This is a genomic window from Nocardia sp. NPDC005746 (assembly GCF_040630785.1).
Classification (GTDB): domain Bacteria; phylum Actinomycetota; class Actinomycetes; order Mycobacteriales; family Mycobacteriaceae; genus Nocardia.
In genome coordinates, this window is record NZ_JBEXYE010000013.1 from 81,890 (window position 1) to 107,017 (window position 25,128).

At 69.4% G+C, this 25,128-nt stretch carries 26 protein-coding genes; 5 read left to right on the forward strand and 21 right to left on the reverse strand.

What is annotated here, in order from left to right:
* Positions 1-8 precede the first annotated feature (8 nt).
* Complete coding sequence (locus ABZ412_RS24245; RefSeq protein WP_357283916.1) at positions 9-1,136, reverse strand: Xaa-Pro peptidase family protein; 1,128 nt, start codon at positions 1,134-1,136, stop codon at positions 9-11.
* A gap of 478 nt (positions 1,137-1,614) precedes the next feature.
* On the opposite strand from ABZ412_RS24245, the gene ABZ412_RS24250 reads away from it, so the two are divergent.
* On the forward strand, positions 1,615-2,592 hold the full coding sequence (locus ABZ412_RS24250) for a 5'-3' exonuclease (RefSeq protein ID WP_357283919.1): 978 nt from the start codon (positions 1,615-1,617) through the stop codon (positions 2,590-2,592).
* 39 nt (positions 2,593-2,631) lie between these two features.
* On the opposite strand, the gene ABZ412_RS24255 is transcribed toward ABZ412_RS24250, so the two are convergent.
* The 13 genes from ABZ412_RS24255 to dop all read right to left on the reverse strand — a co-directional run bounded on the left by ABZ412_RS24255 (position 2,632) and on the right by dop (position 16,600).
* Positions 2,632-3,093, reverse strand: a complete 462-nt coding sequence (locus tag ABZ412_RS24255) for a hypothetical protein (protein ID WP_357283922.1) — start codon at positions 3,091-3,093, stop codon at positions 2,632-2,634.
* 137 nt (positions 3,094-3,230) lie between these two features.
* The gene (locus ABZ412_RS24260) at positions 3,231-3,959 is read right to left on the reverse strand and encodes a DUF4333 domain-containing protein (RefSeq protein ID WP_357283925.1); all 729 of its coding nucleotides are present in this window, start codon (positions 3,957-3,959) and stop codon (positions 3,231-3,233) included.
* A 112-nt stretch (positions 3,960-4,071) separates the two neighbouring features.
* Positions 4,072-6,765: an RNA helicase gene (locus ABZ412_RS24265; RefSeq protein ID WP_357283927.1), complete on the reverse strand. Its 2,694-nt coding sequence runs from the start codon at positions 6,763-6,765 to the stop codon at positions 4,072-4,074.
* Positions 6,766-6,768: 3 nt separating this feature from the next.
* Positions 6,769-7,743, reverse strand: coding sequence for a twin-arginine translocase subunit TatC (gene tatC / locus ABZ412_RS24270; RefSeq protein WP_357284199.1), 975 nt, complete (start codon positions 7,741-7,743; stop codon positions 6,769-6,771).
* A gap of 122 nt (positions 7,744-7,865) precedes the next feature.
* A complete protein-coding gene (gene tatA, locus ABZ412_RS24275) occupies positions 7,866-8,138 on the reverse strand; it encodes a Sec-independent protein translocase subunit TatA (protein WP_357283930.1) in 273 nt (90 codons plus the stop codon).
* A gap of 64 nt (positions 8,139-8,202) precedes the next feature.
* The gene (locus ABZ412_RS24280; RefSeq protein ID WP_357283932.1) at positions 8,203-9,234 is read right to left on the reverse strand and encodes a 2-dehydropantoate 2-reductase; all 1,032 of its coding nucleotides are present in this window, start codon (positions 9,232-9,234) and stop codon (positions 8,203-8,205) included.
* Positions 9,231-10,223: a YafY family protein gene (locus tag ABZ412_RS24285; protein ID WP_357284201.1), complete on the reverse strand. Its 993-nt coding sequence runs from the start codon at positions 10,221-10,223 to the stop codon at positions 9,231-9,233. Before ABZ412_RS24285 ends, ABZ412_RS24280 begins: the two co-directional genes overlap by 4 nt.
* A 122-nt stretch (positions 10,224-10,345) precedes the next feature.
* Positions 10,346-11,338, reverse strand: coding sequence for a YafY family protein (locus ABZ412_RS24290; protein ID WP_357283934.1), 993 nt, complete (start codon positions 11,336-11,338; stop codon positions 10,346-10,348).
* Between the two features lie 189 nt (positions 11,339-11,527).
* Positions 11,528-12,886 (reverse strand): Pup--protein ligase, encoded by a 1,359-nt coding sequence (gene pafA / locus ABZ412_RS24295; RefSeq protein ID WP_357283937.1) that lies wholly within the window; start codon positions 12,884-12,886, stop codon positions 11,528-11,530.
* A gap of 201 nt (positions 12,887-13,087) precedes the next feature.
* Positions 13,088-13,858, reverse strand: coding sequence for a proteasome subunit alpha (gene prcA, locus ABZ412_RS24300; RefSeq protein WP_357283940.1), 771 nt, complete (start codon positions 13,856-13,858; stop codon positions 13,088-13,090).
* A complete protein-coding gene (gene prcB, locus ABZ412_RS24305) occupies positions 13,855-14,715 on the reverse strand; it encodes a proteasome subunit beta (RefSeq protein ID WP_357283942.1) in 861 nt (286 codons plus the stop codon). The genes prcA and prcB overlap by 4 nt, the downstream gene beginning before the upstream one ends.
* Positions 14,712-14,906 (reverse strand): ubiquitin-like protein Pup, encoded by a 195-nt coding sequence (locus ABZ412_RS24310; RefSeq protein ID WP_033089305.1) that lies wholly within the window; start codon positions 14,904-14,906, stop codon positions 14,712-14,714. Before ABZ412_RS24310 ends, prcB begins: the two co-directional genes overlap by 4 nt.
* 194 nt (positions 14,907-15,100) lie before the next feature.
* Entirely contained in the window at positions 15,101-16,600 is a 1,500-nt protein-coding gene (dop, locus tag ABZ412_RS24315; protein WP_357283945.1) for a depupylase/deamidase Dop, read from the reverse strand.
* Positions 16,601-16,732: 132 nt separating this feature from the next.
* Between dop and ABZ412_RS24320 the strand changes: the two genes are divergently transcribed.
* Positions 16,733-17,959: a DUF418 domain-containing protein gene (locus ABZ412_RS24320; RefSeq protein WP_357283947.1), complete on the forward strand. Its 1,227-nt coding sequence runs from the start codon at positions 16,733-16,735 to the stop codon at positions 17,957-17,959.
* On the opposite strand, the gene ABZ412_RS24325 is transcribed toward ABZ412_RS24320, so the two are convergent.
* Together ABZ412_RS24325 and ABZ412_RS24330 are read right to left on the reverse strand one after the other, a co-directional pair.
* Positions 17,956-18,276, reverse strand: coding sequence for a hypothetical protein (locus ABZ412_RS24325; RefSeq protein ID WP_357283949.1), 321 nt, complete (start codon positions 18,274-18,276; stop codon positions 17,956-17,958). The genes ABZ412_RS24320 and ABZ412_RS24325 overlap by 4 nt on opposite strands.
* A gap of 23 nt (positions 18,277-18,299) precedes the next feature.
* Positions 18,300-19,016, reverse strand: a complete 717-nt coding sequence (locus ABZ412_RS24330; protein WP_357283952.1) for a TetR/AcrR family transcriptional regulator — start codon at positions 19,014-19,016, stop codon at positions 18,300-18,302.
* Positions 19,017-19,110: 94 nt separating this feature from the next.
* Here ABZ412_RS24330 and ABZ412_RS24335 point away from each other — a divergent pair, with 94 nt between their 5' ends.
* Positions 19,111-20,028, forward strand: coding sequence for a diiron oxygenase (locus ABZ412_RS24335; protein ID WP_357283955.1), 918 nt, complete (start codon positions 19,111-19,113; stop codon positions 20,026-20,028).
* Between the two features lie 7 nt (positions 20,029-20,035).
* On the forward strand, positions 20,036-20,383 hold the full coding sequence (locus ABZ412_RS24340) for a DUF4873 domain-containing protein (RefSeq protein ID WP_357283957.1): 348 nt from the start codon (positions 20,036-20,038) through the stop codon (positions 20,381-20,383).
* A gap of 19 nt (positions 20,384-20,402) precedes the next feature.
* Here ABZ412_RS24340 and ABZ412_RS24345 read toward each other — a convergent pair whose 3' ends face one another.
* Positions 20,403-21,092 carry a TetR/AcrR family transcriptional regulator gene (locus ABZ412_RS24345; RefSeq protein WP_357283960.1) on the reverse strand — a complete coding sequence of 230 codons (690 nt, stop codon included), beginning with the start codon at positions 21,090-21,092 and terminating at the stop codon, positions 20,403-20,405.
* Positions 21,093-21,219: 127 nt separating this feature from the next.
* Here ABZ412_RS24345 and ABZ412_RS24350 point away from each other — a divergent pair, with 127 nt between their 5' ends.
* Positions 21,220-21,672, forward strand: coding sequence for a nitroreductase family deazaflavin-dependent oxidoreductase (locus tag ABZ412_RS24350; protein ID WP_357283963.1), 453 nt, complete (start codon positions 21,220-21,222; stop codon positions 21,670-21,672).
* Between the two features lie 405 nt (positions 21,673-22,077).
* On the opposite strand, the gene ABZ412_RS24355 is transcribed toward ABZ412_RS24350, so the two are convergent.
* From ABZ412_RS24355 to ABZ412_RS24370, 4 genes are all read right to left on the reverse strand, one after another.
* Positions 22,078-22,437 carry an arsenate reductase family protein gene (locus ABZ412_RS24355; RefSeq protein WP_357283966.1) on the reverse strand — a complete coding sequence of 120 codons (360 nt, stop codon included), beginning with the start codon at positions 22,435-22,437 and terminating at the stop codon, positions 22,078-22,080.
* A 93-nt stretch (positions 22,438-22,530) separates the two neighbouring features.
* A complete protein-coding gene (locus ABZ412_RS24360) occupies positions 22,531-24,144 on the reverse strand; it encodes a hypothetical protein (RefSeq protein WP_357283968.1) in 1,614 nt (537 codons plus the stop codon).
* A 275-nt stretch (positions 24,145-24,419) separates the two neighbouring features.
* On the reverse strand, positions 24,420-24,857 hold the full coding sequence (locus ABZ412_RS24365) for a DNA-binding protein (protein WP_357283971.1): 438 nt from the start codon (positions 24,855-24,857) through the stop codon (positions 24,420-24,422).
* Positions 24,839-25,123: a hypothetical protein gene (locus ABZ412_RS24370; RefSeq protein WP_357283974.1), complete on the reverse strand. Its 285-nt coding sequence runs from the start codon at positions 25,121-25,123 to the stop codon at positions 24,839-24,841. Before ABZ412_RS24370 ends, ABZ412_RS24365 begins: the two co-directional genes overlap by 19 nt.
* Positions 25,124-25,128: the final 5 nt, after the last annotated feature.

Below are 25,128 nucleotides of genomic sequence, written 5' to 3' on the forward strand. Positions count from 1 at the left end.
CTCGGCGGCTAGAGCTGGGTCAGCCCGTGGGGACGCTTGTTCATCGACTCGCAGCCGTCCGCGGTGACGAGGACGATGTCCTCGATGCGGGCGCCCCACTGACCGGGGAAGTAGATGCCCGGCTCGATGCTGAACGCCATGCCCTCCTGCAGGACCAGGTCGTTGCCCGCCACGATGTAGGGCTCCTCGTGCACCGACAGGCCGATGCCGTGGCCGGTGCGGTGCACGAAGTAGTCGGCCAGCTCGGCCGCGGCCAGCACGTCGCGGGCGGCGGCGTCGATGGATTCGGCGGTGACGCCCGGGCGGACGGCCGCCACCGCGGCGGCCTGGGCGCGTTCCAGTTCCGCGAACTGCGCCGCCACCTCCTCGCTCGGCTCGCCCAGGACGTAGGTGCGGGTGGAGTCGGAGAAGTAGCCGGGCTCGACCGGGCCGCCGATATCGATGACCACCACGTCACCGGGCTCGATCACGCGGTCGGACACCATGTGGTGCGGGTCCGCGCCGTGCGGGCCGCTGCCGACGATGACGAAGTCGGCCTCGGTGTGCCCCTCCTCGACGATGGCGGCGGCGATATCCGCGCCCACCTCGGCCTCGGTGCGGCCGGGGCGCAGGAACTCACCCATGCGGGCGTGCACCCGGTCGATGGCCGCGCCCGCGCGCCGCAGGGCCTCGGTCTCGCTGGGGTCCTTGCGCATTCGCAGCTCGCGCAGCAGCGGGGTGGCCGAAACCGGTAGCGAGCCAAACTGATCGGCGATGGGCAGCAGGTGCAGGGCGGGCATCACATCGGTGACCGCCACGCGCGCACCGGCATTGAGCACGTTCTTGACGATGCGGTACGGATCGACCCCGTCGACCCAGTCCACGATCTGCAACCCCAGTTCCCCGGCCGCCGACGACTTCAGCGAGGCCAGCTCCAGCTTCGGGATCACCACCGAGGGTGTCTCCCCGCTGGCCGGGATCACCAGGCAGGTCAGCCGCTCGAACGACTGTGCCCGCGACCCCATGAGAAACCGCAGGTCAGGCCCGGGAGTGATGAGCAGCGCGTCCAGATGCGCATCCCTGGCCAACCGCGCGGCGCGCTCCAACCGCGCCCCATAGACCTCCGCCGCGAACCGTGACTCGTCATGAGAGCTCATGCCATCCGACGCTACTCCCCCACCCCGCCACCCTCCAGCCACCACCGAACTTCGCACCCCCACCACCGGGTACCCCCACCACCGCAGCACCCGACCCCCCTGCCGCCGAGCACCTTTCGATCCACGAACGCCTCCGATGATGCGCCGCATCGCACCGTGGCATTCTGCGCACCAGACGCCCCACTACCGATCCGCGCCCTGACCAGGCGGCCGCGTTCCCCCACGACGTCCTGCCACGACCGCGGGCCTGGAACGGACGCCCATGCTCGACGCCGAAGCCCTGTGAACAGCCGATCGGCACCTGACCACCGGCAGCGTTTTGTCCCGCAGATCCGAGCTCGGAGCGCCGGGCCGTCTCGCCCCGCCGCTGCCACGGTCCGCGCATCGAATTCGAAGGGCCCGGGCGCGAATCCGAGGGCTGGACTCCCCGCGCCGTCATCGGCCGCGCTGTCGGACGCGAACGGTAGGGTCGTGCGCTATGAGCAACCCTGCCGCCGGTCCGCTGTTGCTGCTCGATGGGGCCAGTCTGTGGTTCCGGGCGTTCTACGCGATACCGGAGAAGATCACCGCGCCCGACGGGCGGCCGGTGAACGCGCTGCGCGGGTTCACCGACATGATCGCCGCGCTGGTCAAGCAGCACGCGCCGAGCCGGCTGGTGGTGTGCCTGGACCTGGATTGGCGCCCGCGGTTCCGGGTGGACCTGCTGCCGTCGTACAAGGCGCACCGGGTGGCCGAGGACGCGGGCGAGCCGGTGGCGGGCGTGATCGCGGAGGAAGTCCCCGACACGCTGACACCGCAGGTCGACATGATCATGGAGCTGCTCGAGGCGGCGGGAATCGCCACCGCGGGCGCGGAGGGTCTCGAGGCCGATGACGTGATCGGGACGTTGGCCACGCGGGAGGGCGCCGACGAGGTGATCGTCGTGAGCGGCGATCGCGATCTGCTGCAACTGGTCCGTGACACACCGACGCCACCGGTGCGGGTGTTCTACGTCGGGCGCGGGCTGGCGAAGGCCGAGCTGTGGGGTCCGGCCGAGGTGTCGGCCAAATACGGTGTGCCCGAGGACATCGCGGGCCCGGCGTACGCCGATATGGCGACGCTGCGCGGCGATGCCTCCGACGGGCTGCCGGGTGTGGCCGGAATCGGTGACAAGTCCGCCGCCCAGCTGATCACCAAGTTCGGCTCGGTGGAGGCGCTGCGTGAGGCGGCCGCCGACCCGGACTCCGATCTGGCCAAGGGCGTGCGCGCGAAACTCGTTGCCGCCGAAGACTATCTGAAGGCGGCGGCCCCGGTGGTGCGGGTCGTCCGCGACGCCACCGTCGAATACTCCGGCCCCGACCTGCTGCCCCTCACCCCGGCCGACCCGGAGCGACTGGCCGCGCTGGCCGCCGCCTACAACGCGGAGAGCCCGGTCAAACGCCTGCTCACCGCCATGGGCAAGCGCTCCGCATCCTGACCGAACTCGCCCGTCGCGTCGACCGCGAGCCGACCGCTGTCAGCGGCGGATCGGGCCTACGGGCCACGTTTCGGGCTTGCCGTCGAGGTCGGTGATGGCGGCTTCGGTGAAGTAGCCGTCCTGCACCTTGCGCAGCGTCACGTGGGTCGCGCCGCTGGCCGTGCGCCCGGCGGCACAGCTGGGCTCGCACACCCGCCGGTATTCGGTGCCGTCGCCCTCGGCGGTGTCGGGACCCCAACTGCTCCAGGTGATGTCGCGGACGCTGAGCCCGCCGTCACCGCAGGCCAGCAGCATGCTCGTGGGTTTCTCGACGGCTTTGTTCGCGACGCAGTCGTTCACCACGGGAGCTTCCATCCGCGACGCGGCGAAGGACGCGACGACCGACGACGGCGCAGGCCCGGCCGACGACGCCTGCCCCGCGCAGGACGTGGTGACAAGTGCCGCGCTCGCGACCGCCAGTGTGGTACCGGCCAGTCCGATGGCCTGAACGAACGAATTCATATCGCCCCCCGATCACGATCAACCGAAAGAATTTCGGCCCACCTTACTCGCAGCGAGCATCCAGACAACCCCTGGCAAACAAAAGGGCCCGGCCGCGATCCCAATCGCGCCCGGGCCCAACACCTTTGCCCCGAAAATCAGTTCGGGCGGCCGACCTCGTAGGTGCCGTCGTCCTTGGTGATCTTGATGGTCACCTTCTTGCTCTCGCCACCCACCTTGAGCGTGCAGTCGAAGGTCTTGTCGACCTCGACCTTCTGCCCCGACGGGCACTTCACGTCCTGCACGTCGTCGATGCCGTAGGTGTCCTTGAGGACCTTCTGCACCCCGGACTGCACGGCGCTGTTGTCGAGCTGGTCCTTGCTCAGCAGCCAGGCCAGACCGCCGCCGACCGCGGCCAGCACGACGACGATCGCGACCACCACGCCGATGATCACACCGGTCTTCTTCTTGCCGGCGGGCGCCTGCTGACCGGGCTGCGGCCACTGCTGCCCCGCCTGCTGGTTCCAGTCCTGCTGGCCCGGCTGACCCTGCTGCGGCCACTGGGGCTGCGACTGCCCCCACTGCTGATCACCCTGCGGCTGCTGCTGCCACTGCGGCTGGCTCTGCCCCCACTGCTGGGCCGGCTGCTGCGGTTGCGACTGCCCCCAGGGCTGGGCGGGCTGCTGCGGCTGGGACTGGCCCCACGGCTGCTGGCCGGGCTGCTGCTGCGACGGATCGCCCCACTGCGCGGTCGGCTGGGCGGGCTGCTGACCGCCCCACTGCTGAGTCGGTCCGGCGCCGGGCGCGGGCTGCTGTCCGCTCCACTGCAGGGTCGGATCGTTGTTGCCCCCCGCCGGGGCGTCATTCGGTCCGTACGGGCCGCTCATCTGCTTGCCTCCAATAGCAATCCGTTGTACTCACGCTAGCCCCCCGAGCGGGAGCACGCGTATGCTCCCGCTGCGGTCGGTACATCCAAGAATCAAAGCACAGTCGTATCTACTACGCCGCGTCCACGGCTACGACACCCCGGCGGATGGCGCGCACCGCCTTGCTGGCCGTGGCCGCCACCTCGACGTCGTCGGCGGTGCTGTGAATCTGATCGAGCAGGTCGATGACCTGGCGGCACCAGCGCACGAAATCGCCCGCGGAGAGCGGGTTTCCGCGATCACCGCTGGCGAGCAGGGCGTCGGCGAGGTCGTCACCGCGCGCCCAGGTGTAAACGCCCGTGACGAAACCGAGGTCGGGTTCGCGGGTGGGCTGCAACCGGTGCCGGGACTCGTCGGAGCGCAGCTGCGACCACACCCCGATGGTGGCGTCCACGGCCCGCCGGATGGGCGCGGTGGGCCCGGACGCCCCCAGGTAGCCGCCCTCCTGCCGGGACTCGTACACCAGGATCGACACCACCGCGGCCAGCTCGGCCGGGCCGAGCCCGCGCCACAGCCCCTGCCGAAGGCTTTCCGCGACAACCAGATCCGCCTCGGCGTAGATCCGGGCCAGCCGCCGCCCATCCTGGGTGACCTCGCCGTTCTCGACGTAGCCGCGTTCCTCGAGCAGCCCGAGGATGCGGTCGAAGGTGCGCGCGAGGGAGTTGGTGGTGGCCGCCACCTGCTGGCGTAGATGCTCGGTCTCGCGTTCGAGGCGGTTGTAGCGTTCCCCGATGCGCGCCAACTGCTCTCGATCCGGCCGCGAATGTGCCGGATGGTTGCGCAGGGCGCGCCGCAGGGTCTGCAGGTCGCGGTCGTCGGCGGCCTTGGACTTGCCGGCGGCGCGGGGGCGGCGCGGCCGGGTGATGCCGGTGCTGCGCAGCGCCGAGGCCAGATCGCGGCGGACCCGCGCGGTGCGGTGGTCCACGTGCTTGGGCAGCCGCAACCGGCCCAGCGATTCGGCCGGGGTCGGGAAGTCGGCGGCCGAGACGCGACCGGCCCACTTGTCCTCGGTGAGCACCAGCGGACGCGGATCCCCCGGTGTCGCATCGGGTTCCAGGATCACCGCCAGCCCCTGCCGGCGGCCCGACGGAATCGCCACCACGTCGCCGCGCCGCAATGCGGTCAGCGACGACACCGCGGCCTGCCGCCGGTCGGTGCGGCCCTGCCGTTCCAGGTTCCGTTCCCGGTCCCGGATGCGTTCGCGCAGTTGGATGTACTCGAAGAAGCTCTCGTCACCGAGCTGCGAGCGCAGCTTGCGCAGCTGGGCCTCGTTGCGTTCGATGCCCCGTACCAGGCCCACGACCGACCGGTCCGCCTGGAACTGGGCGAAGGAACGCTCCAGCAGCGCACGCGATTCCACCGCGCCCATGCGATCGACCAGATTGATCGACATGTTGTAGCCCGGCCGGAACGACGACCGCAGCGGATAGGTCCGCGTCGAGGCCAGACCCGCGACCGCGCTGGTGTCGACCTCGGGCTGCCACAGCACCACCGCGTGACCCTCGACGTCGATGCCGCGCCGCCCGGCGCGCCCGGTCAGCTGCGTGTACTCCCCCGGCGTCAGTTCGGCGTGGCTCTCGCCGTTGAACTTGACGAGCCGTTCCAGCACCACCGTGCGCGCGGGCATGTTGATGCCCAGTGCCAGTGTCTCCGTGGCGAACACCGCGCGCACCAGGCCGCGCACGAACAGGTCCTCGACGGTGTGGCGGAAGGCGGGCAGCATGCCGGCGTGGTGCGCGGCGAAGCCGCGGTGCAGCGCCTCGCGCCACTCCCAGTAGCCGAGCACCTCGAGGTCGCTCTTGGGCAGGTCCCCGGTGTGCTTCTCGATGATCTCGTCGATCACCGCGCGATCGTCCTCGCGGGAGAGGTCCAGGCGCGAGCGCACGCACTGGGCCAGCGCCCCATCGCATCCCGCGCGGCTGAAGATGAAGGTGATGGCGGGCAGCAGCCCCTCGTCGTCGAGCCGGGAGATCACCTCGGGGCGCGGCATGGGCCGGAACGAGCGCCGCGGCCCGCCGCGACCGCGCCCGGGCACGCCCCAATTGTCCATCCGGTCAACGGCTTCGCGGTGCTTGATGTAGCGCTGCAGATCCTGGTCGACGACGACCTTGGCGTCGCTGGACTTGGGATCGAACAGGTCGAACATGCGTTTGCCGACCATGACGTGCTGCCACAGCGGCACCGGCCGGGTCTCGTCGACGATGACCGCGGTGTCGCCGCGCACGGTCTCCATCCACGCGCCGAACTCCTCGGCGTTGGAGACCGTGGCGGACAGGCTGACCAGGCGCACCTCCGGCGGCAGGTGCAGGATGACCTCTTCCCACACCGCGCCGCGGAAGCGGTCGGCCAGGTAGTGCACCTCGTCCATGACGACGTACGAAAGCCCGCGCAGCGCGTCCGATCCCGCGTAGAGCATGTTGCGCAGCACCTCGGTGGTCATCACCACCACCGAGGCGTCCGGATTGATGGACTGGTCACCGGTCAGCAAACCGACCTCGTCGCGCCCGTAGCGGGCGGTGAGGTCGGCGAACTTCTGGTTCGACAGTGCCTTGATGGGCGTCGTGTAGAAGCATTTGCCGCCCGAGGCCAGGGCCAGGTGTACCGCGAACTCGCCGACCACCGTCTTGCCGGCGCCGGTGGGCGCGCAGACGAGCACACTGTGCCCGCCCTCGAGCGCCGCACACGACTGCCGCTGGAACGGATCGAGCTCGAATTTCAGTTCGGCGGTGAATGCCGCCAGTTCGCCAGTGAGCGACCTTGATGCCACGTGTCAGAGGGTATCGGAGTAATCCGACACGACTCCCGTGGTTTTCTCCACCGGTGTCGCGCTCACCGGCTCGGCACTGGGCACCGGGGTCGCGGCGTCCACGCCGCCGGGCGCGGTATCGAGCGGGGAGGCCTCGTCGTCGGCCAGCTTGTCCCAGGCCTGCGCGTTGCGAGCCTTGCGCTTGTCGTTGATCCGCGCGACCTGCACCGCGATCTCGAACAGCAGGGTCAGCGCGAACGCCAGCGCCAGCATGGAGATCGGATCCTGCGGGGTCACGATGGCCGCGAACACGAACAATCCGAAGATCAGCCCGCGCCGCCACTTGGTGAGCCGTTCGTAGGTCAGCACCCCGAGGAAGTTCAAACCGACGATGAGCAAAGGCGTTTCGAAGCTGACGCCGAAGATCACCAGCAGCTTGATGATGAAGCTGAAGTACTGCGCACCCGAGAGCGCCGTGATCTGGACATTGTTGCCGATGGTCATCAGGAAGCTGAGCGCGTGCGCGACCACCCAGTAGGCCAGCACCGCGCCCGCGATGAACAGCGACGCGCCCGCCGCCACGAACGCGATCGCGTACTTGCGTTCCTTCGCGTACAGGCCCGGGGTGATGAACGCCCACAGCTGGTACAGCCAGAACGGGCTGGCCACCACCACGCCGGCCGTGGTGCCGACTTTCAAGCGCAGCGTGAACTGCTCGAACGGCGCGGTCGCCAGCAGTCGGCAGGCGCCGTCGGTGCTGAGATTGGCCCGCGAGGAGGCCGGGAGCGCACAGTAGGGGCCGCGCAGGATCTCACCGAGGCTCTCGATCCCGAACAGGGTGTGCGAGTACCAGAAGAACCCGAACAGGGTGCCGACCGCCACCCACGCCAGCGCGATGAGCAGGCGTTTGCGGAGCTCCGAGAGGTGCTCCACCAGGGACATGGTGCCGTCGGGATTCGTACGGCGCTTGCTGCGCCGCGGATCGAACGGGATGCGAATACGCATGTGAGTGTGACTGCCTCCGCCTTACGGCCACAGAAGACGTGGGCGCGGGTGCGCCCCCGGACCCGGACAACACCACATCCGGGATGAGCCCGCGCTCATCCCGGATGGTGGCCGATTCAGGCCTTCTGCTGGTCGTTCGGCTGTGCCACGTGCTGCTGCACCGGCTGGGCCGGCGGCAGCTGCGCCGGCGGCTGCACCGGCTGGGCCTGGGCCTCGGGAGCGGCCTCGCCCGTCTTGCCCTCGTTCTGCATCTGGCTGACCTCGGTCTTGAAGATGCGCATCGAGCGACCCAGGCTGCGGGCCGCGTCCGGCATGCGCTTCGAGCCGAAGAACAGCAAGAAGATCAGCACAACGATCAGCAAGTGCCACGGGCTGATGGCGCCTGTCATTCCATTACCTCCAAAGACTTGGTGAGTCCGATGCTACCGGACCCGCATACCGCGAACCTCGTTGTCAACCCTCGTTCGCCGCCTCGTCACGCACGGCGCCCTCGAGTTGTGCCAGCAATTCCGCTCCCGACCAGGTGCGCCGGTCGCCGTTCTCCGCGGCTGTCACGAGTTCTATCAGCTTCTGGTTCACCGGCGTGGGTATTCCTACCATGGCACCGAGGCTGACGATTTCTCCGCACAGCCAAGGGATTTCGGTGGCGCGTCCGGCGGCCAGGTCGTCGGCCATGGACGAGCGGGCCACCGGATCGATGGCCAGCACACGTCCGGCAACCCGACGGAAGACGCCGTCTGGCGTGGTCAGCAGACGCGCCATCAACTCCGGCGGCAACGGGGTGAGCCGGGCCGGGCGGATCCGTGCGGCCGCCATGGCGGCCAGCGCCTCGCGCTGGGCCAGGGCCAGGCAGCGCCGGTAGTCGCGGGACGCCAGCTCCTCGCGCAGCGGACGACCCGACAGCGCGTTGATCGGGTTGTTCAGGTTGAGCAGCAGCTTGGCCCATTGGACGGACAGCAGGTCGGCGTGGCGTTTGAAGCCCAGACCCGACCGGGCGAAGACGCCGGTGAACCGCTTCAACACCGCATCGTCGGCGATGTCGACGGTGCCCGCGGTGCCGCGGTGGAAGCGGCCCTCGCCACGGTGGACCACGTTGAACATCACCATGCCGGGCAGCACCACGCAGGTGGGCAGGATCTCGCGGATCACCGCGTCGTTGCCGATGCCGTTCTGCAGGCTGAGCACCACGGTGCCGGGCGCTAGCACCCCGGCCAGTTCGGCGGCGGCGGTGGCGGTGCCCGCGGACTTGACGGTGATCAGCACCAGATCGGCCTCGTCGGTGGGCTCGGTGGCCGTCTCGAACGCGGTCGGCTCGACGGTGACGTTCTTGCCGTCGAGGTCGGTGAGCCGCAGGCCGTGCGTGTTCAGCTCGTCGAGGACGCGCGGGCGGCCCACGAAGGTCACCTCCGCGCCCGCCGCGGCCAGCCGCCCACCCACATAACACCCGATGCTGCCCGCGCCGAGCACCGTCACCCGGAGACTCAAGCGGGACCGACCTCCTCGAGCCCGGCCAGATTCCCGAGCCCGGTGTCGTCGAGTCCGCCGTAGGCGGCCAGCGCCGAACTGGACCGATCCCGCACCGCGGTCACCAGTTCCGCGGGGCCGAGCACGGTGACGCCGGCGCCGAAGCCGAGCAGCAGCCGCGCCATCCAGTCCAGAGTGGCGAAGCGCATGGTGGCCTCGAGGCTGCCGTCGGGGTGGGTGGTGACCTTGTGCATCGGGTACTGCTCGAGCACCCACGCGTAATCGGGGCGAATCAGCAAGCGCGCCAGCGGGACCGCGGGATCGTCGACGAACAGGTCCAGCGCCGCGGACTCGTCGAGGGCAGCCTCGGCGGGCGGGCGCGCGGGCTCGTCGAGGCCGGTGGCCTCCTCGATGCGGTCGAGACGGAACAGGCGCACGCCCTCGGCTTGCCGGCACCACGCCTGCAGGTAGCTGTTGTTGTCCACCAGCACGATGCGGATCGGGTCCACGACGCGTTCGGACACCACATCGCGGCTGGCCGAGTAGTAGACCAGGCGCAGCGCGTGATCGTGCTCGACGGCGGACCGGACGGTCGCCACCGCGGGCGCTTCCACCGGTGCTGGCAGCGCCGGGCCCGCGAATTCCCGTCCGGAGATGGCCGATTCGATCTTCGCGGTGGCCGCGTGCGCGGCGCTCGGATCCACCATGCCCGGCAGATCCGCGATCGAGCGCAGCGCCACCAGCAGCGCGGTCGCCTCCAGGGAGGTCAGCCGCAGCGGGCGGTCGATGCCCGCGCTGAAGGTGACCTCGATGCTCTCCTCGGAGAACGACAGGTCGATCAGGTCACCGGGCCCGTAACCGGGCAGGCCGCACATCCACAGCTGGTTCAGATCGGTCATCAGCTGCTTGGTGGTGACGCCGAGTTCGGCCGCCGCCTCCGCCGCACCGATGCCCGGGTTGGCCTGGAAGTACGGAATCATATTGAGCAGCCGGGCCAGCCGGGTCGACAGGCGGCTGCTCGCCGCCGCGCTGCCCCGCCGGTCCTTCGCACCCTCCGACGCCCGGGCGCCGTCCCCCTTGCGGGCATTGTCGATCACGCTGTCTCCCCGGCGTTTCCGCGACGCGTCCGCACTCACGCCGTCACCTCCGTCCGCTCCAGCACCGACTTCAGGCGCGCGATCACGTTGTCGCGCAGGTCCTCCGGCGCGAGCACCAGCGCGTCCGCGCCGAGTCCGGTGATGAGCCGGGCCAGCCAGTCGCGGGATCGGATCGGCACCTCCACGATCGAGCCGGGCCGCCCGCCCAGCACCCGGTCCTCCATGACCGGTCCGAGGCGGCGGATCTCCTGGCCGCGACCCTGCGCCACCCACACCGTGGCCGATCCGGTGATCGGCGACTGTGCGGTGACCTCGGCGACCACGGCGCGCAGGTCCAGGTCCTCGGGCTTGTGCACGGCATTGGCCGGGCCGTATTCGATGACGTCCTCGTCGATACGGGAGATGCGGAACACCCGCTGTGCGTCACGCACATTGTCGTGCGCGACCAGGTACCAGCGGCCGTGGTGGGTCACCACACCCCAGGGCTGGACGTCGCGTTCGACCGGATCCCCATGCGACTGCCGGTGCCTGAACCGCACCGACCGTCCGGCATCGATCGCGGCGAGCAGCTTGCCCAGCACCGGCTCCGAGCCGCGCGTCCGCGCCGGCACCGCGGGCACCGCCGACACCCCGGCGTCGGGCTCCACGTGAATACCAGCGGCGCGCAGCTTGAGCAGACCGCCCTCGGCGGCCGCCGCCAGCTCCGGCGACTCCCACAACTGCACGGCCACCGCGACCGCGGCCGCTTCCTCACTGGTCAGATCGATGTCCGGGAGCTCATAGGCATCCCGGTTGATGCGGTAGCCCTCGACACTCGACAACCGGCTCACCGGTCCGATCTCGAGGGGTATGCCCAGATCGCGCAGCTCGTTCTTGTCGCGCTCGAACATCCGGCTGAAGGCCTCGTCGCTCGCGGACTCCTCGTACCCGGCGACCGACTCCCGAATCCGCTCCGCGGTCAGGAACTGCCGGGTGGACAGCAGCGCGATAACCAGATTCATCAACCGCTCGACCTTGGATATCGCCACCCCGTAGAGAGTAATGGGAGTGCCGCCGAGGTGGCGCATGGGCGGTCGCGTTTTTTCCCCTGACCGGCCCCATAACCCGCGCAACGGACCGCGAACCGAGTGGTTCACGGCCCGTTGCCGGACGTGTTCCCCGGGATCCAGGAGGCTCGCAGGCGAAGCCCCGGAGAGTCCCGAGAGCTGGGCTGTTCCCTACATGGAGGCGATGAGCCGGTCCACGCGCTCGTCGACCGAGCGGAACGGGTCCTTGCAGAGCACCGTCCGTTGTGCCTGGTCATTGAGCTTGAGGTGGACCCAGTCGACGGTGAAGTCGCGGCCCGCCTCCTGCGCGGCGGTGATGAAATCGCCGCGCAGCTTGGCCCGGGTGGTCTGCGGCGGCGTGGTGACCGCCGCGTCGACCGCGTCGTCCTCGGTGATCCGCTTGGCCAGACCCTTGCGGGCGAGCAGGTCGAAGACGCCGCGTCCGCGCTTGATGTCGTGGTAGGCCAGATCCAGCTGGGCGATCTTGGGATCGGACAGCTCCATGTTGTAGCGGTCCTGGTACCGCTGGAACAGCTTGCGCTTGATCACCCAGTCGATCTCGGTGTCCACCTTGGCGAAGTCCTGCGCCTCGACCGCGTCGAGGGTGCGGCCCCACAGATCCACCACCGCGTCGACCTGCGGGTCGCGGTCGCGGTTGCGCAGATGCTCGACGGCGCGGGCGTAGTACTCGCGCTGGATGTCGAGCGCCGATGCCTGCCGCCCGCCCGCCAGCCGCACGGGCCGACGACCGGTGAGATCGTGCGAGACCTCACGAATGGCGCGAATCGGGTTGTCCAGCGCGAAGTCTCGGAAGGCGACGCCCGCCTCGATCATCTCCAGCACCAGCGACGCCGTGCCCACCTTCAGCATGGTCGTCGGTTCGGCCATGTTCGAGTCGCCCACGATCACGTGCAGGCGCCGGTACTTCTCGGCGTCGGCGTGCGGCTCGTCACGGGTGTTGATGATCGGCCGCGACCGCGTGGTCGCCGACGACACCCCCTCCCAGATGTGCTCGGCCCGCTGCGACAGGCAGAACGTCGCCGCCTTCGGCGTCTGGAGCACCTTCCCGGCCCCGCAGATCAACTGCCGGGTAACCAGGAACGGCAACAGCACGTCGGAGATCCTCGAGAACTCCCCGGCCCGGACCACGAGGAAGTTCTCGTGGCAGCCGTAGGAGTTGCCCGCGGAGTCGGTGTTGTTCTTGAACAGGTAGATATCGCCGCCGATACCCTCCTCCGCGAGCCGCTGCTCGGCGTCTATGAGCAGATCCTCCAGGACCCGCTCGCCGGCGCGGTCGTGAGTGACCAACTGCACCAAGCTGTCACATTCGGCCGTGGCGTACTCCGGATGGGAACCGACATCGAGGTAGAGCCGGGCACCATTACGAAGGAACACGTTCGAGCTACGGCCCCAGGAAACTACCCGGCGGAACAAGTACCGGGCCACCTCGTCAGGACTCAACCGACGGTGACCGTGGAACGTGCACGTCACCCCGAATTCGGTCTCGATCCCCATGATTCGTCGCTGCACCCTATCGACATTACAGCGGAATAGTGCCCGGTAACGGCCTTGTCGGAGCACTGATGCAAACGTATTCACAACGATTTAGCACGGCATGCAACGCGGCACGCGCTCTACCCTGCGAAAAAGCAAGGCTCCTTTGCACTCTGCTATTGAGAGTGCAAAGGAGCCTTATCCCGAATACCGGGATTTGCCGACGTCGCCGGGGCCTTAGGACGGGTCCCCGCCCGACGGCTTGTCGGCCTCGGCGGCCGCTTTCGCGTTCGGCGCCTTGCCGGTGATCAACTCCGACAGCGCGGCGCCGTGGACCCGGCGGAACGCCCGCCGCGGCCGGGACTGCTCGAGGGTTGCCACCTCCAGGGAGGAGACACCCACGGTGCGTTGCTTGTCCTTGTCGCCCTCGGGCACGGCCTTCTGCAGCGCGGCCACCGCCGTGGTGATGGCCGAATGCAGGTCCATGCCCGGCTTGTAGGACGCCTTGAGGGCGGTGGTGATCGGGTCGGTGTTGCCGCCCATCACCACGAATTCCCGTTCGTCGACGATGGATCCGTCGAAGTTGATCCGGTACAGCACCGAGTTCGTGGACTGTTCCGGGTACCCCACCTCGGCGACGCAGATCTCCACCTCGTAGGGCTTGAGCTGGTCGGTGAAGATGGTGCCCAGGCTCTGCGCGTACAGGTTGGCCAGGAACCGGCCGGTCACGTCGCGGCGGTCGAACTGGTAGCCGCGCAGGTCGGCCTGCAGGATGCCCCCGCGGCGCAGCGCCTCGAACTCGTTGTACTTGCCGACCGCGGCGAAACCGACCCGGTCGTAGAGCTCACTGATCTTGTGGAGGGTGGCCGAGGGGTTCTCGGCCACGAACACCACGCCCTTGTCGTAGACCAGCACGATGACCGAGCGGCCGCGCGCGATGCCCTTGCGCGCGAGCTCGGTCTTGTCGCGCATGATCTGTTCGGCCGACGCGTAATACGGCAGTGTCATGCTTCGCCGATCCCCTCTGCCGCCAGCGCGGCCCGCTCCTCCACCATCGCCCGGGTGATCTCCTTCAGGCGCTCGTCGGTGACCTCCACGGTGCCCTCGGAGTCGATGACGATGGCCGTCGGGTAGATGTTGCGCATGGTGTCGGGACCGCCGGTGGCGGTGTCGTCGTCGGCGGCGTCGAAGAGCGATTCGATCGCGATCCGCAGCGCCCGGTCCTGGTCGAGGCCGCGCGCGTAGGTCTTCTTCAGCGACGATTTGGCGAACAGGGAACCCGACCCCACCGCGGTGTACCCGAACCGCTCCTCGCTGCGCCCGCCGACCACGTCGTAGGACACGATCCGCCCGGACTTGTCCGGGTCCTGCGCGTCCGGGTCGAAGCCGACCAGCAGCGGGACCACCGCCAGCCCCTGCAGGGCGGCGGGGAGGTTGTCGCGCACCATCTTCGACAGCTTGTTGGACTTGCCGTCGAAGGTGAGGGGCACGCCCTCGATCTTCTCGTAGTACTCGAGCTCCACCGCGAACAGGCGGATCATCTCGATCGCCATCCCCGCGGTACCGGCGATGCCGGCCGCGGAGTACGTGTCCGTGATGTACACCTTCTCGATGTCACGCTGGGCCAGCAGGTTGCCCTGGGTGGCGCGGCGGTCGCCCGCGATCAGCACACCGCCGCGGTAGCTGACCGCGACGATGGTGGTGCCGTGCGGAGCGATATCCGACGGCACGCCCGGATTCGGGTGCGTGCCGCCGGGTCCGAATCCGTTGCCGGGCAACAGTTCCGGAGCGTGTAAACGCAGGTACTCGGAGAAAGAGGATTGGGCGAACCCCAACTGGAGCCGCAGGGGGTCACCTTGGGTCACTGGCCGCCCTTCTGCACGTATGCGCGGACGAAGTCCTCCGCGTTCTCCTCGAGCACGTCGTCGATCTCGTCGAGCAGGTCGTCGGTTTCCTCCGCCAGCTTCTCGCGACGCTCCTGTCCAGCCCCACCGTCGCCGACCGGGCCCTCGTCCTCGTCGCCGCCACCGGCGCGCTTGGTCTGCTCTTGTGCCATAGCAGCCGACCTCCTCTGTGATCATCGGCGAGCACCGGAGAAGACCCGATGCTCGTGCCGTCAACAGTACCCACCAGCGGGGACAACATGCCGGATTAAACGTCATTGTGCTGTGCCCGCGATCTCCCCGCCGCCATGTCGCGGACACGAAAAAGGGGTACGGGGTTCAGGTCCCGTACCCCCCTCACGTGGGCCTAGTGGGTCAGCTGGCGCACCAGTTCCGAGGCGGTGTGCACCCCGTCCAGGAGTTTGCCGACGTGGGACTTGGTGCCGCGACGCGGTTCCAGGGTGGGGATCCGCACCAGCGAGTCGCCGCCCAGGTCGAAGATCACCGAATCCCAGCTGGCCGCCGCGATATCCGCGCCGAACCGGCGCAGGCACTCGCCGCGGAAGTAGGCGCGGGTGTCGGTGGGCGGGTTGGTCATGGCGTCGGTGACTTGCTGCTCGGTGACCAGGCGCTGCATGGAGCCGCGCGCCACCAGGCGGTTGTAGAGGCCCTTGTCCAGGCGCACGTCGGAGTACTGCAGGTCGACCAGGTGCAGCTTGGGGGCGGCCCAGGACAGGCCCTCACGCGAGCGCATGCCCTCGAGCAGGCGCAGCTTGGCGCACCAGTCCAGCAGGTCGGCGCATTCCATCGGGTCGCGCTCGAGCAGGTCCAGCACGTGGGCCCACTTCTCGATGACGTCCAGCACCCGCGGGTCGTCGTTTCCGGTGCGGTCCATGAACTTCTCGACCCGGTCGAGGTAGATGCGTTGCAGCGCAAGGCCGGTCAGTTCGCGGCCGTCGGAAAGGGCAACGGTGGCACGCAGAGTCGGGTCGTGGCTGATGGTGTGCACGGCGGTGACCGGGCGGGCCAGCTGCAGATCCGAGAAGTCCTCGCCGGCCTCGATCATGTCCAGCACCAGCGCCGCGGTGCCGACCTTGAGGTAGGTCGACCATTCGGCGAGGTTGGCGTCGCCGATGATGACATGCAGGCGGCGGTACTTGTCGGCGTCGGCGTGCGGCTCGTCGCGGGTGTTGATGATGCCGCGCTTGAGGGTGGTCTCGAGACCGACCTCGACCTCGATGTAGTCCGCGCGCTGCGACAGCTGGAAACCGGGGGTGTCACCGGACTGGCCGATGCCCACGCGCCCGGACCCGCACACCACCTGCCGGGAGGCGAAGAACGGGGTCAGGCCCACGATGATCTGATTGAACGGGGTCTCCCGGCTCATCAGGTAGTTCTCGTGGGTGCCGTAGGAGGCGCCCTTGCCGTCCACGTTGTTCTTGTACAGCTGCATGCGGGCCGCGCCCGGCACGCTGGAGGCGTAGCGGGCGGCGGCCTCCATGACCCGTTCACCGGCCTTGTCCCAGATCACGGCATCGAGGGGGTCGGTGACCTCGGGCGCGGAGTACTCCGGGTGGGCATGGTCGACGTAGAGGCGGGCCCCGTTGGTGAGGATCATATTGGCCGCCCCGACCTCGTCGGCGTCGATCACCGGCGCGGGCCCGTTGAGCCTGCCGAGATCGAAACCGCGCGCGTCGCGCAACGGCGATTCCACCTCGTAATCCCAGCGTGTGCGCTTGGCGCGCGGCACGCCCTCCGCCGCGGCGTAGGCGAGCACCGCCTGGGTGGAGGTGAGAATCGGGTTGGCTGACGGCTCGGTCGGCGTCGAAATGCCGTACTCGACCTCGATTCCGATGATGCGCTGCATGGCTTCGAGCCTAGGCGAAAGGCAGGCCCGGACGCGGCCGGACTGTCCGGGTCGGTCTCATTCGCGAGTCGTACGCCGGATCGTCCTCGCGGGTGATCCGCCCGGGACCGGCGCGACGGCACAATCACCCGCATGGTCGAATCGGCTCCCCTCCCCCGCCCGCCGCACCCGGTCACCCCCGTCGCCGACGACCCCGATTCCGCACCCGCCCAGCCTGTTTCGAGCCGGGTGGCCGCGCTCGACGTGCTGCGCGGCATCGCGATCCTGGGCACCCTGGGCACCAATGTCTGGATCTTCACCAATGCCGAAGGGCTGCTCGGCTACATCGCGCGCAGCGACGAGCCGCACGGGGCGTGGCTGTGGATCGAGCGATTCCTGCAGCAGCTCGCGCAGGGCAAGTTCCTGGGGCTGCTGACCATCATGTTCGGCATCGGTCTGGCTATCCAGCAGCGATCGGCGGGGCGGGGCGGGCGCGCCTGGCCGGGCAGCTATCCGGTGCGGGCGGGGCTGCTGTTCCTCGACGGCCTGCTGAACTTCTTCCTCGTCGCCGAGTTCGACGTGCTGATGGGGTACGCGGTCACCGGCCTGGTGGTGGCGTTCATCCTGGCCACCGGCCCGAAGGCGCAGCGGCGCTGGCTCATCGCGCAGGCGAGCGTGCACCTCACCCTGTTGTCGCTGTTCGCGGTGGCGATCGCGGTCGGATCGCCGGACGATTCCGGCCCGCGCCGGACGCTGGATCCGAATCCGTACGCGGACGGCTCGTTCTGGGATCTGGTGGCGTTCCGGTGGGAGCACCTGCTGGTGTTCCGGCTCGAACCGCTGCTCATCTTCCCCATGTCCATCGCCCTGTTCCTGCTGGGTGCGCGCCTGTTCCGGGCCGGGATCTTCGAGCCGGGCGGGGCGCGAATCCGCAAGCGGCTCATGCTGATCGGCTTCGGCATCGCCGCGCCCGTCGACCTGGCGCTGGGCCTGATCGGCGGCGATCTGATCCTGCTGGCCCGCTACGGCACCGCGCCGGTGGTCTCGCTGGGCCTGCTCGCCCTGGTCGCCGAGGTGTACGCGTATCGGCCCCGGCCCGGCTGGGTGGGCCGCCGCTTCGGCGAGGTCGGGCGAATGGCGTTGAGCTGCTACATCCTCCAGAACCTGGTGGCGGGATTCCTGTGCTACGGCTGGGGTCTGGGCCTGGCGAGCCTGGTGTCGGCCAATGCCCGAGTGCCGTTCACGGTGGGGATCTATGTGATGGTGTGTGCGCTCATGCTGGTCTTCGCCCACTTCTGGCTGCGCCGCTTCGAGCGCGGACCGGTCGAGTGGCTGTGGAATCGCAGCTATCCGGCCCTCACCGGCGCGGCGAGGGGCTAGTCGACCTCGTCGATGGAGCGCAGGTAGGGCGCCTGCCCGTCGATGCAGGACGAGAGCCGGTAGAGCGAATGCGCCGGCACGAAATCGACGAACTGCTCGCTGCCGGAGGAGCCCCCGCCGTCCGAGTCGTGGTACTCGCACTGCATGTAGCCGGAGACCACGTATTCGGTGTCGGTGTCGTTGCGGCAGTCCAGGACGTCGCAGTGCAGTCCCGCGGGAAGTTCGGTGTCGGCGCCGGCGGACGCGGCCGGAGCCAGTGCGGCCCCGGCGGCGATTCCGGTGAACACGGCCAGCCGGGCGAGAGTGCGTGCGGCCATCGGAGTCCTCGGGTCGATCGACGTCACGCCCGCGCCGCCTCGGTGCGCGAGAGCAGGTCGGCGACGACGGTGTCGCGGGTCAGCGGCACGTCCAGACTACGGGCATTGCCCTCGAGCAGCGACAGCACCGATTCGGTGAGGATGCCCTCGATGTGGTCCGAGGACAGCCCGGGGGCCGCACGCCAGCTGTTGACCACGCCGTCGACGAAGCCGACCGTGCCGAAGGCCATGGGGCGGGCCCGGTTCCGGTCGATGCCGAATCGGTGCAGGGCGTCGGCGAACAGGTCCGCGAGCCGCCCGCCGATCCGGTCGCGGGCCCCGGCCAGCGCGGTGGAGGATTCGCCGTGCGGGTCGGCGGCGGCGGCGGTGAGGAAGCGGTGCAGGTTGGGGTGGCGTTCCACCCAGCCGACGTAGGTGCCGACGGCTCCGCGCACCAGGTCGCGGACGGTGCCGTCGGGGTGCAGGCGCGGCATGAGTTCGGCGGTGAGGCCGTCGAGGATGTGGCGGCGGATGGCTTCGTCGAGGTCGGTGCGGCCGTCGAAGTGCCGGTAGACGACCGGGCGCGGGACCGCGAGGCGGTCGGCGATCTGCTGGACGGAGATCTCGGTGCCGTGCTCCTCGATCACGGTCAGCGCGGCGTCGAGCATCTCGACGCGGCGGCGGGCCTTGTGGTCGTCCCAGCGGGTACTGCGGCCGTCGGCGCCCGGCGGCGCGGGTTTGCTGCGTCGGGTCCCGGTCACGCGCCTCACGATACCCACCTCCGACATTGACCGTGACGGCATGTACCACTAATCTGAGTGTAACAGCCTGTACCAGTAATAGTCGGGAGCTGTCATGGGCGACAACGCGGTCTCCACTGCTGCGCGCGGCCTCTCCGGGCGCGAATCATTCGCCCAACGTTTGCTGGCCGGATCGGCGAAGAAGTCCTACGACCCGGTCGTCGATCTGGACTGGGACGCCCCGCTGGACCCGGACAAACTGTTCCTGCCACCCGAGGTCATCTCCCTCTACGGCACCCCGCTCTGGGACGCCATGACGCCCGAACAGCGCCGCGAACTCTCCCGGCAGGAACTCGCCAATGTGCTCTCGGTCGGCATCTGGTTCGAGAACCTGCTCAACCGCCTGCTGCTGCGCGAACTCATGGCCGGCGATCCGACCTCGCGGCACGCGCACTACACGCTCACCGAGATGGGCGACGAATGCCGGCACATGATGATGTTCGGCAAGCTCATCGACCGCATCGAGGCGCGGCCCTACTGGCCCAACCGGCTCGAGCGCTGGACCATCAGCGCGCTGCAGCAGGTGCTGCGCGGGTCGATGGTGTGGGTGGGGGCGCTGGTCGGCGAGGAGATCTTCGACGCGTTGCAGCGCCGCACCCTCGACGATCCGCGGTTGCAGCCCCTGGTCGCGCGGGCCATGCGCATCCACGTCACCGAGGAGGCGCGGCACATCGGGTTCGCGCGCGACGCCCTGACACACCGGACGCCGAGCATGTCGAAGGCCGAAACGCTGTACACGCGACTGTGCGTGGCGGTGGCCGCTCCCCTGTTCGTGTACCTGATGACCAACTGGCACATGTACGCCCGCGCGGGCATCGAGGACGGGCGGGCGGCCCGGCGGATGGCCCGCGCCAACCCGCATTCGCGGCGCGCACTGGGGCTGGGCGCGGCGAATCTCGGTGCTTTCCTGGACGAACAGGGACTGATGGGGCCGATCGGCAAGCGCGTGTGGCGACGCCGAGGGCTACTGTGAGGCTACTGTGAGGCTCCGGCGGGCCCGCCGCGCCCCCCGGCCACCGGCCGCCCCGGAGGGCTTCACCGAACCCGAACCGGCGCCGGACTATTCGGGCCCGGCGCTCCTGGACGCGCCGGGCGTCGAGGTGGCGGTGCGGGTCGCGCTGACCGGTCACCTCGATCCGACCGACGGCCAGTTCCATTGGTACGGACGGGTTTCCGCCGACGACGGGGCGGAGCTCCCCGAACCCGGGCGAGGTCAGGTCTTCCTGACAGTCCCGGGCCGGGCCCCGGCGCCCGGCGTGCTCCAGGAGCGTGACCCGTGGGGCAATCTACGCATCGCCGGGATCGGCGCGCCGCCGTTCCCGCTGTAACGCATCGCCGTTCGGGTCGCTAGCGGGTCAGGCCGATGAAGTCGGCCATGGCCTCGACGGAGTACGCGAAGAACGGCCCGGCCGGATCCATGCTGTTGTCGAGCTGCCCGAACAGCTCGAAGGTCACCGTGCCGTAGAGCTGCGTCCACGCCATGACCCCGCGCACCACCGCGACCTCGGGCAGACCGGGCGCGACCTGCTCGGCGATGCCCGCGGACTGGGCGGCCAGTACCGGATCGACCGGTTCGTCGGGCACCGTGAGACTGGCCGACTTCCACGCCCGGTTGACCACGCCCAGCGCGGCCACCGGCACGCGGGAGGCCGGGCCGATCGTGGATTCGGGGGCCCGATAGCCCGGCACGGGCGAGCCGTAGACCAGGGCGTACTCGTGCGGGTGGGCCTTGGCCCAGTCCCGGACCGCGTGGGAGATCGCCCGCCACTGCGCCCGGGGCGTATCCGCGGCGGCGACCGCGTTCTCGACCGCGTCGGCGATGCTGTCGTAGGCCTCGATGATGAGCGTGGTGAGCAGGTCGTCGCGGCTGGGGAAGTAGCGGTACAGCGCCGAGGACACCATGCCCAGCTCGCGGGCGATGGCCCGCAGCGACAGCGCGGGGGCGCCGGATTCGGCTAGCTGCCGGCGCGCGGCGTCGGTGATCTCGCGGGTGATCTCGGCTCTGGCCCGGGCTCGGGCGGTTCGGGGGACGCTCATCCCGATAGTGTGCCACGTTTCGGATCACCCGAATATTTCGAGAGCACTGCTCTTGACATTCCGCGAGGCGTGCATGCACACTGATCTCAACAGAGAGCACCGCTCTCGCAGAGTGAAGGAAGATCCCATGGACGCCCACACCGCCGCCACCCGCTACATCGGCCCCACCGGTCTCGACCCCTACATGAACCGCTTCTTCAACATGCTCCCCAAGCTCGGCATCAGCGTCGCGGGCTCGCGGCTGCTGGCGGTGCGCGGCCGCAAGTCCGGCGAATGGCGCACCACCCTGGTCAATGTCCTGACCATCGACGACACCCGCTACCTGGTCGCCCCGCGCGGCCACACCCAGTGGGTCCGCAACCTGCGCGTCGCCGGGACCGGCGAACTCCGCCTGGGCCGCAAGTCCGAGACCTTCACCGCCACCGAACTCCCCGACGCCGACAAGATCCCCGTCCTGCGCGCCTACCTCGACCGCTGGGGCTGGGAGGTCGGCCGTTTCTTCGAGGGCGTCACCAAGGACGCGACCGACGCCGAATTGACCGACATCGCACCGGGATTCCCCGTCTTCGTCCTGCACTGACCCCTCAGCCCCTGCCCGACGCTGACATCAAGGCCGGGCCACAGTCCACCCGACCGCCACGACGTCCGTCCCGCTGTCGACCGCCTCGAGCTTCGGCCCGAGAACACCTCGCCCCGACAAGGCCTGTGCCTTGCCGGGGCGATTTCGTGCCTGGGCGCGGATGCGCTCGTGCCGGTGACCGGCTTCCACATCGGATTACATGCCGTCCGCCGATGTCAGCGGCCCGCCAGACCGGGGACGCGGTCGGCGCATGAAGTGCGCGGCCGGGCGGCCGCCGAGCAGCGGCGCATCGAGAACGAGCGAAGCTGTTCACGGAGCCCGTACCGGAAGGGCCGAGAGTGGCGCGATCCCGGCGGACCGCCGCCGGGATCCACAGGCCGCCGTACGGAATGTCGCCGCCTGAGGTCAGCGCAGTTCGTCGAGGGTTTCGTTGTCGCGGGCGACGAAGGCGCGGCCGTCGGCGGTGAAGACGATGGGGCGCTGGATGAGGCGGGGGTGGGTGGCCAGGGCTTCGATCCAGCGGTCGCGGTCGGCGGGGGTGCGGCCCCAGGAGGCGACGCCGAGTTCCTTGGCCTGGGCCTCGGCGGTGCGGGTGATGTCCCACGGTTCGAGGCCGAGTTTGGTCAGGGCGGCGCGGATTTCGTCGGCCGAGGGCGGGTTGTCGAGGTAGCGACGCTCGACGTAGTCCGAGCCGGTTTCCTCGAGCACCGCTTTGGCGGTGCGGCTCTTGGAGCACTGCGGGTTGTGCCAGATTTCGGTCGCCATGCCGCCAGCCTAGGCGGCGACGCCGACTCCCCCGGTCACCGGCACGGTCAGGACGTACCGACCGGCACGGTCAGGCACCGGGCAACCGGACGGTCACAGCCAGTCGACGACCCAGCGGTAGGGGCGCATCCAGTACAGGCCGCCGTCGGGAATCGGCGCGCCCCAGCGCTGTTCGGCCTGGGTCAGCTGCCAGCGGTATTCGGGCGCGGGTTCACCGCCGTGGATCTCGAGCAGGTGCCGCCGCCAGCTGCCGATCATGGCGGGGACGACCTGGCGGTCGTTCTCGTAGGCCCACTCCACGTTTCGGGTCATCAGGCTGTCGACCGCGTGGTTGGCGGCGTTCGGGTCGCCGGTGCTCAGCGAGTGCAGGAACGCGGCCACCAGGTTGTAGGCGATGGCGTCGTGCACCGAGGTCTGGCCGTTCTCGAGCGACCAGATACCCAGGTAGGTGGGTCCCTGCTCGTCGATCCACACCGAATGCGCCTCGCCGACCCGATTGTCGAAGATGAGCGCGGTGAGCAGGCCCAGGGTGGCCTTGCCCATGATGAGCGGGTCCGGTCGCCCGGTGCCGACGGCGTCGTCGATCAGCGCCCGGTAAGCGGAGGCGGCGATGCCCGGACGGTTGGCGTCCATCAACGCGTCGGCGGTCGCGCCGCCCGCGAGCTGCTCGGCGGGCGGCTGCGCCGGACCGGCCGCGAGCTGCGGCGCACCGTCGCCGACCCGCAGGTACTGCGTCGCCATGGCGTCGGGCGCGACGGCGGGGTCGAGCGGCGGCAGGCCCGGCACCGGGCCGGACTGCGCGGCACCGAAACCGGCTCCCGGCGCGCCGGGTTCGGGGTGCGCGCCACCGGGTTCCAGCGGCGAGAACGCCTGATCAGGCTGTGCCGAGCCGGGTTCGGGGAAGGCCGCGCCGGGTTCGGGGAACAGTGCGCCGGCTTCGGGGAACGGTGCGCCCGGTTCGGGAAAGGGTGCGCCCGGTTCGGGAAACATGGTACCGGGTTCGACCAGCGGCGCGCCGTTGCGGAGCGGGTCCTCGAGGCCGAGGTCGATGGCGAGCGGGTCGCGCAGGGCGGGGGCGGTCTGCAGATATTCCAATGCCACCCGGGCGAATTCGTTGTCCTGGGTCTCGAGCCATTCGCGCCCGGCCCGCAGGGTGTCGATGAGGTGTCCGCCGACGCCCTGTTCGATGGCGGCGCACAGCGCGTAGTACCCGTAACCGCGGTAGTCGTCGTGGCCGACGCCCTCGGTGATCAGCAGTTGCGCATATCTGCTTGCCAGGTCGTGTCTTTCGATGTCGCCGAGCAGGGTGCAGGCGGTCATGGCCGCCATCAGCACCTCGGCGTGTTCGCCGTGGGCGCGGCGCAGGTCTATGCAGCGGTCGGCCATGAGGACCGCGCTGTCGGGCAGGTCCTGCTGGGTGGCGGCCTCGACGGCCATGGAGTACATGGTGGCGAGGGTGGCGGGCGGGATGTCGGCCGGGTAGCGGGCCGGGCCGTGTTCGGCCAGGTGCAGGGCCTGGGCGTAATCGCCCGCGGCGAAGGCGGATCGGAAGCGGTAGGAGACGATCCAGCCGTATTCCTTGGGATCGGGGACCCCGGCCAGCTCGTCGTCGAACGCCGACAACCGCGCCAGCGCCTCCTCGGCCCGGCCGGTCTCCAGCATGCCGCTCGCCTCGTTCATCACCTCGACGAACGCATTTCGATCCATGGCCTACTCGCCTTCCCGCATATGTCAGCCCCGGATCGTATGACCGCACCATGACCCCGCGTGGTCACTGAGGTCAAGGTCATAGTTTGACGCCACCCCACATGACCACGCGTTGTCATTCGCGTGGCACGTTGTGTCACAACGGTATTCCCGCACCTCGACACGAACCCGCCTCCCTGCGGGCCACTCTCGCGTCGCGATCGATCCGTCCTGCCCCCAATCTAACGACAACACTCCGAACGAACCCGTAACCCGCCTCGGCGCGTCGAGTGTCGTCAGAGCTGGATGATCCGCACCGTGTCACCGCACAGCGCCCCCGAGCCCTGAGGATCCGAGGTCATGAGGACCACCGGCGGGTGTTGCCGCATCGCCATTTCGGCCACGGCGGCATCGATGGCGTACTTGTGACCATGCAATCCGGTCTCGAGTAGGAGGTGTGAGGCCGCGCGGGCGGGCACGTCGTCGACGGGTTCCACCCGGAGGTTGGACAGCAGCCAGGCCAGCCGTGCTCGGTCGATCTTGCGATGGGTCGCTTCGATGATCGTGAGCGCGCCGATCACCACGTCCATCCCGCGGCTGCGAGCCTCCGCGACCAACGCGACGACCGCGTGTTCCTCCGATACCAAGCCGGAGAGCCCTTCACAGTCGACTACGACGGTGCCGGGCGCCGAGGACGCGCCTCGGGCCCGAGTGCTCAGCTTTCGTCCGGCCATGTATCCCCGCCCGTCAGCGCTTGCTCGAATCGATCGAAGGCGTGCCGGCGGTCGGTCTCCGACAACGCCCCGCGGCGGCGCTCGTAATCCTCCGGATACTCGTCCAGCCGCAAGCCTCGCAACTCTCGTTCCACGGCCGAAGTTACGAAGGCGGAGAACTCCCGTGTGCCGACTCGCCGCCGGATCGCTTCGGCGGTCCCCTCGGGTAGCGAGAGGCTCATCCGCGTAGCGGGCCCCTCGCCGATGTCGTATGCGGGCTGAGCCATACCCG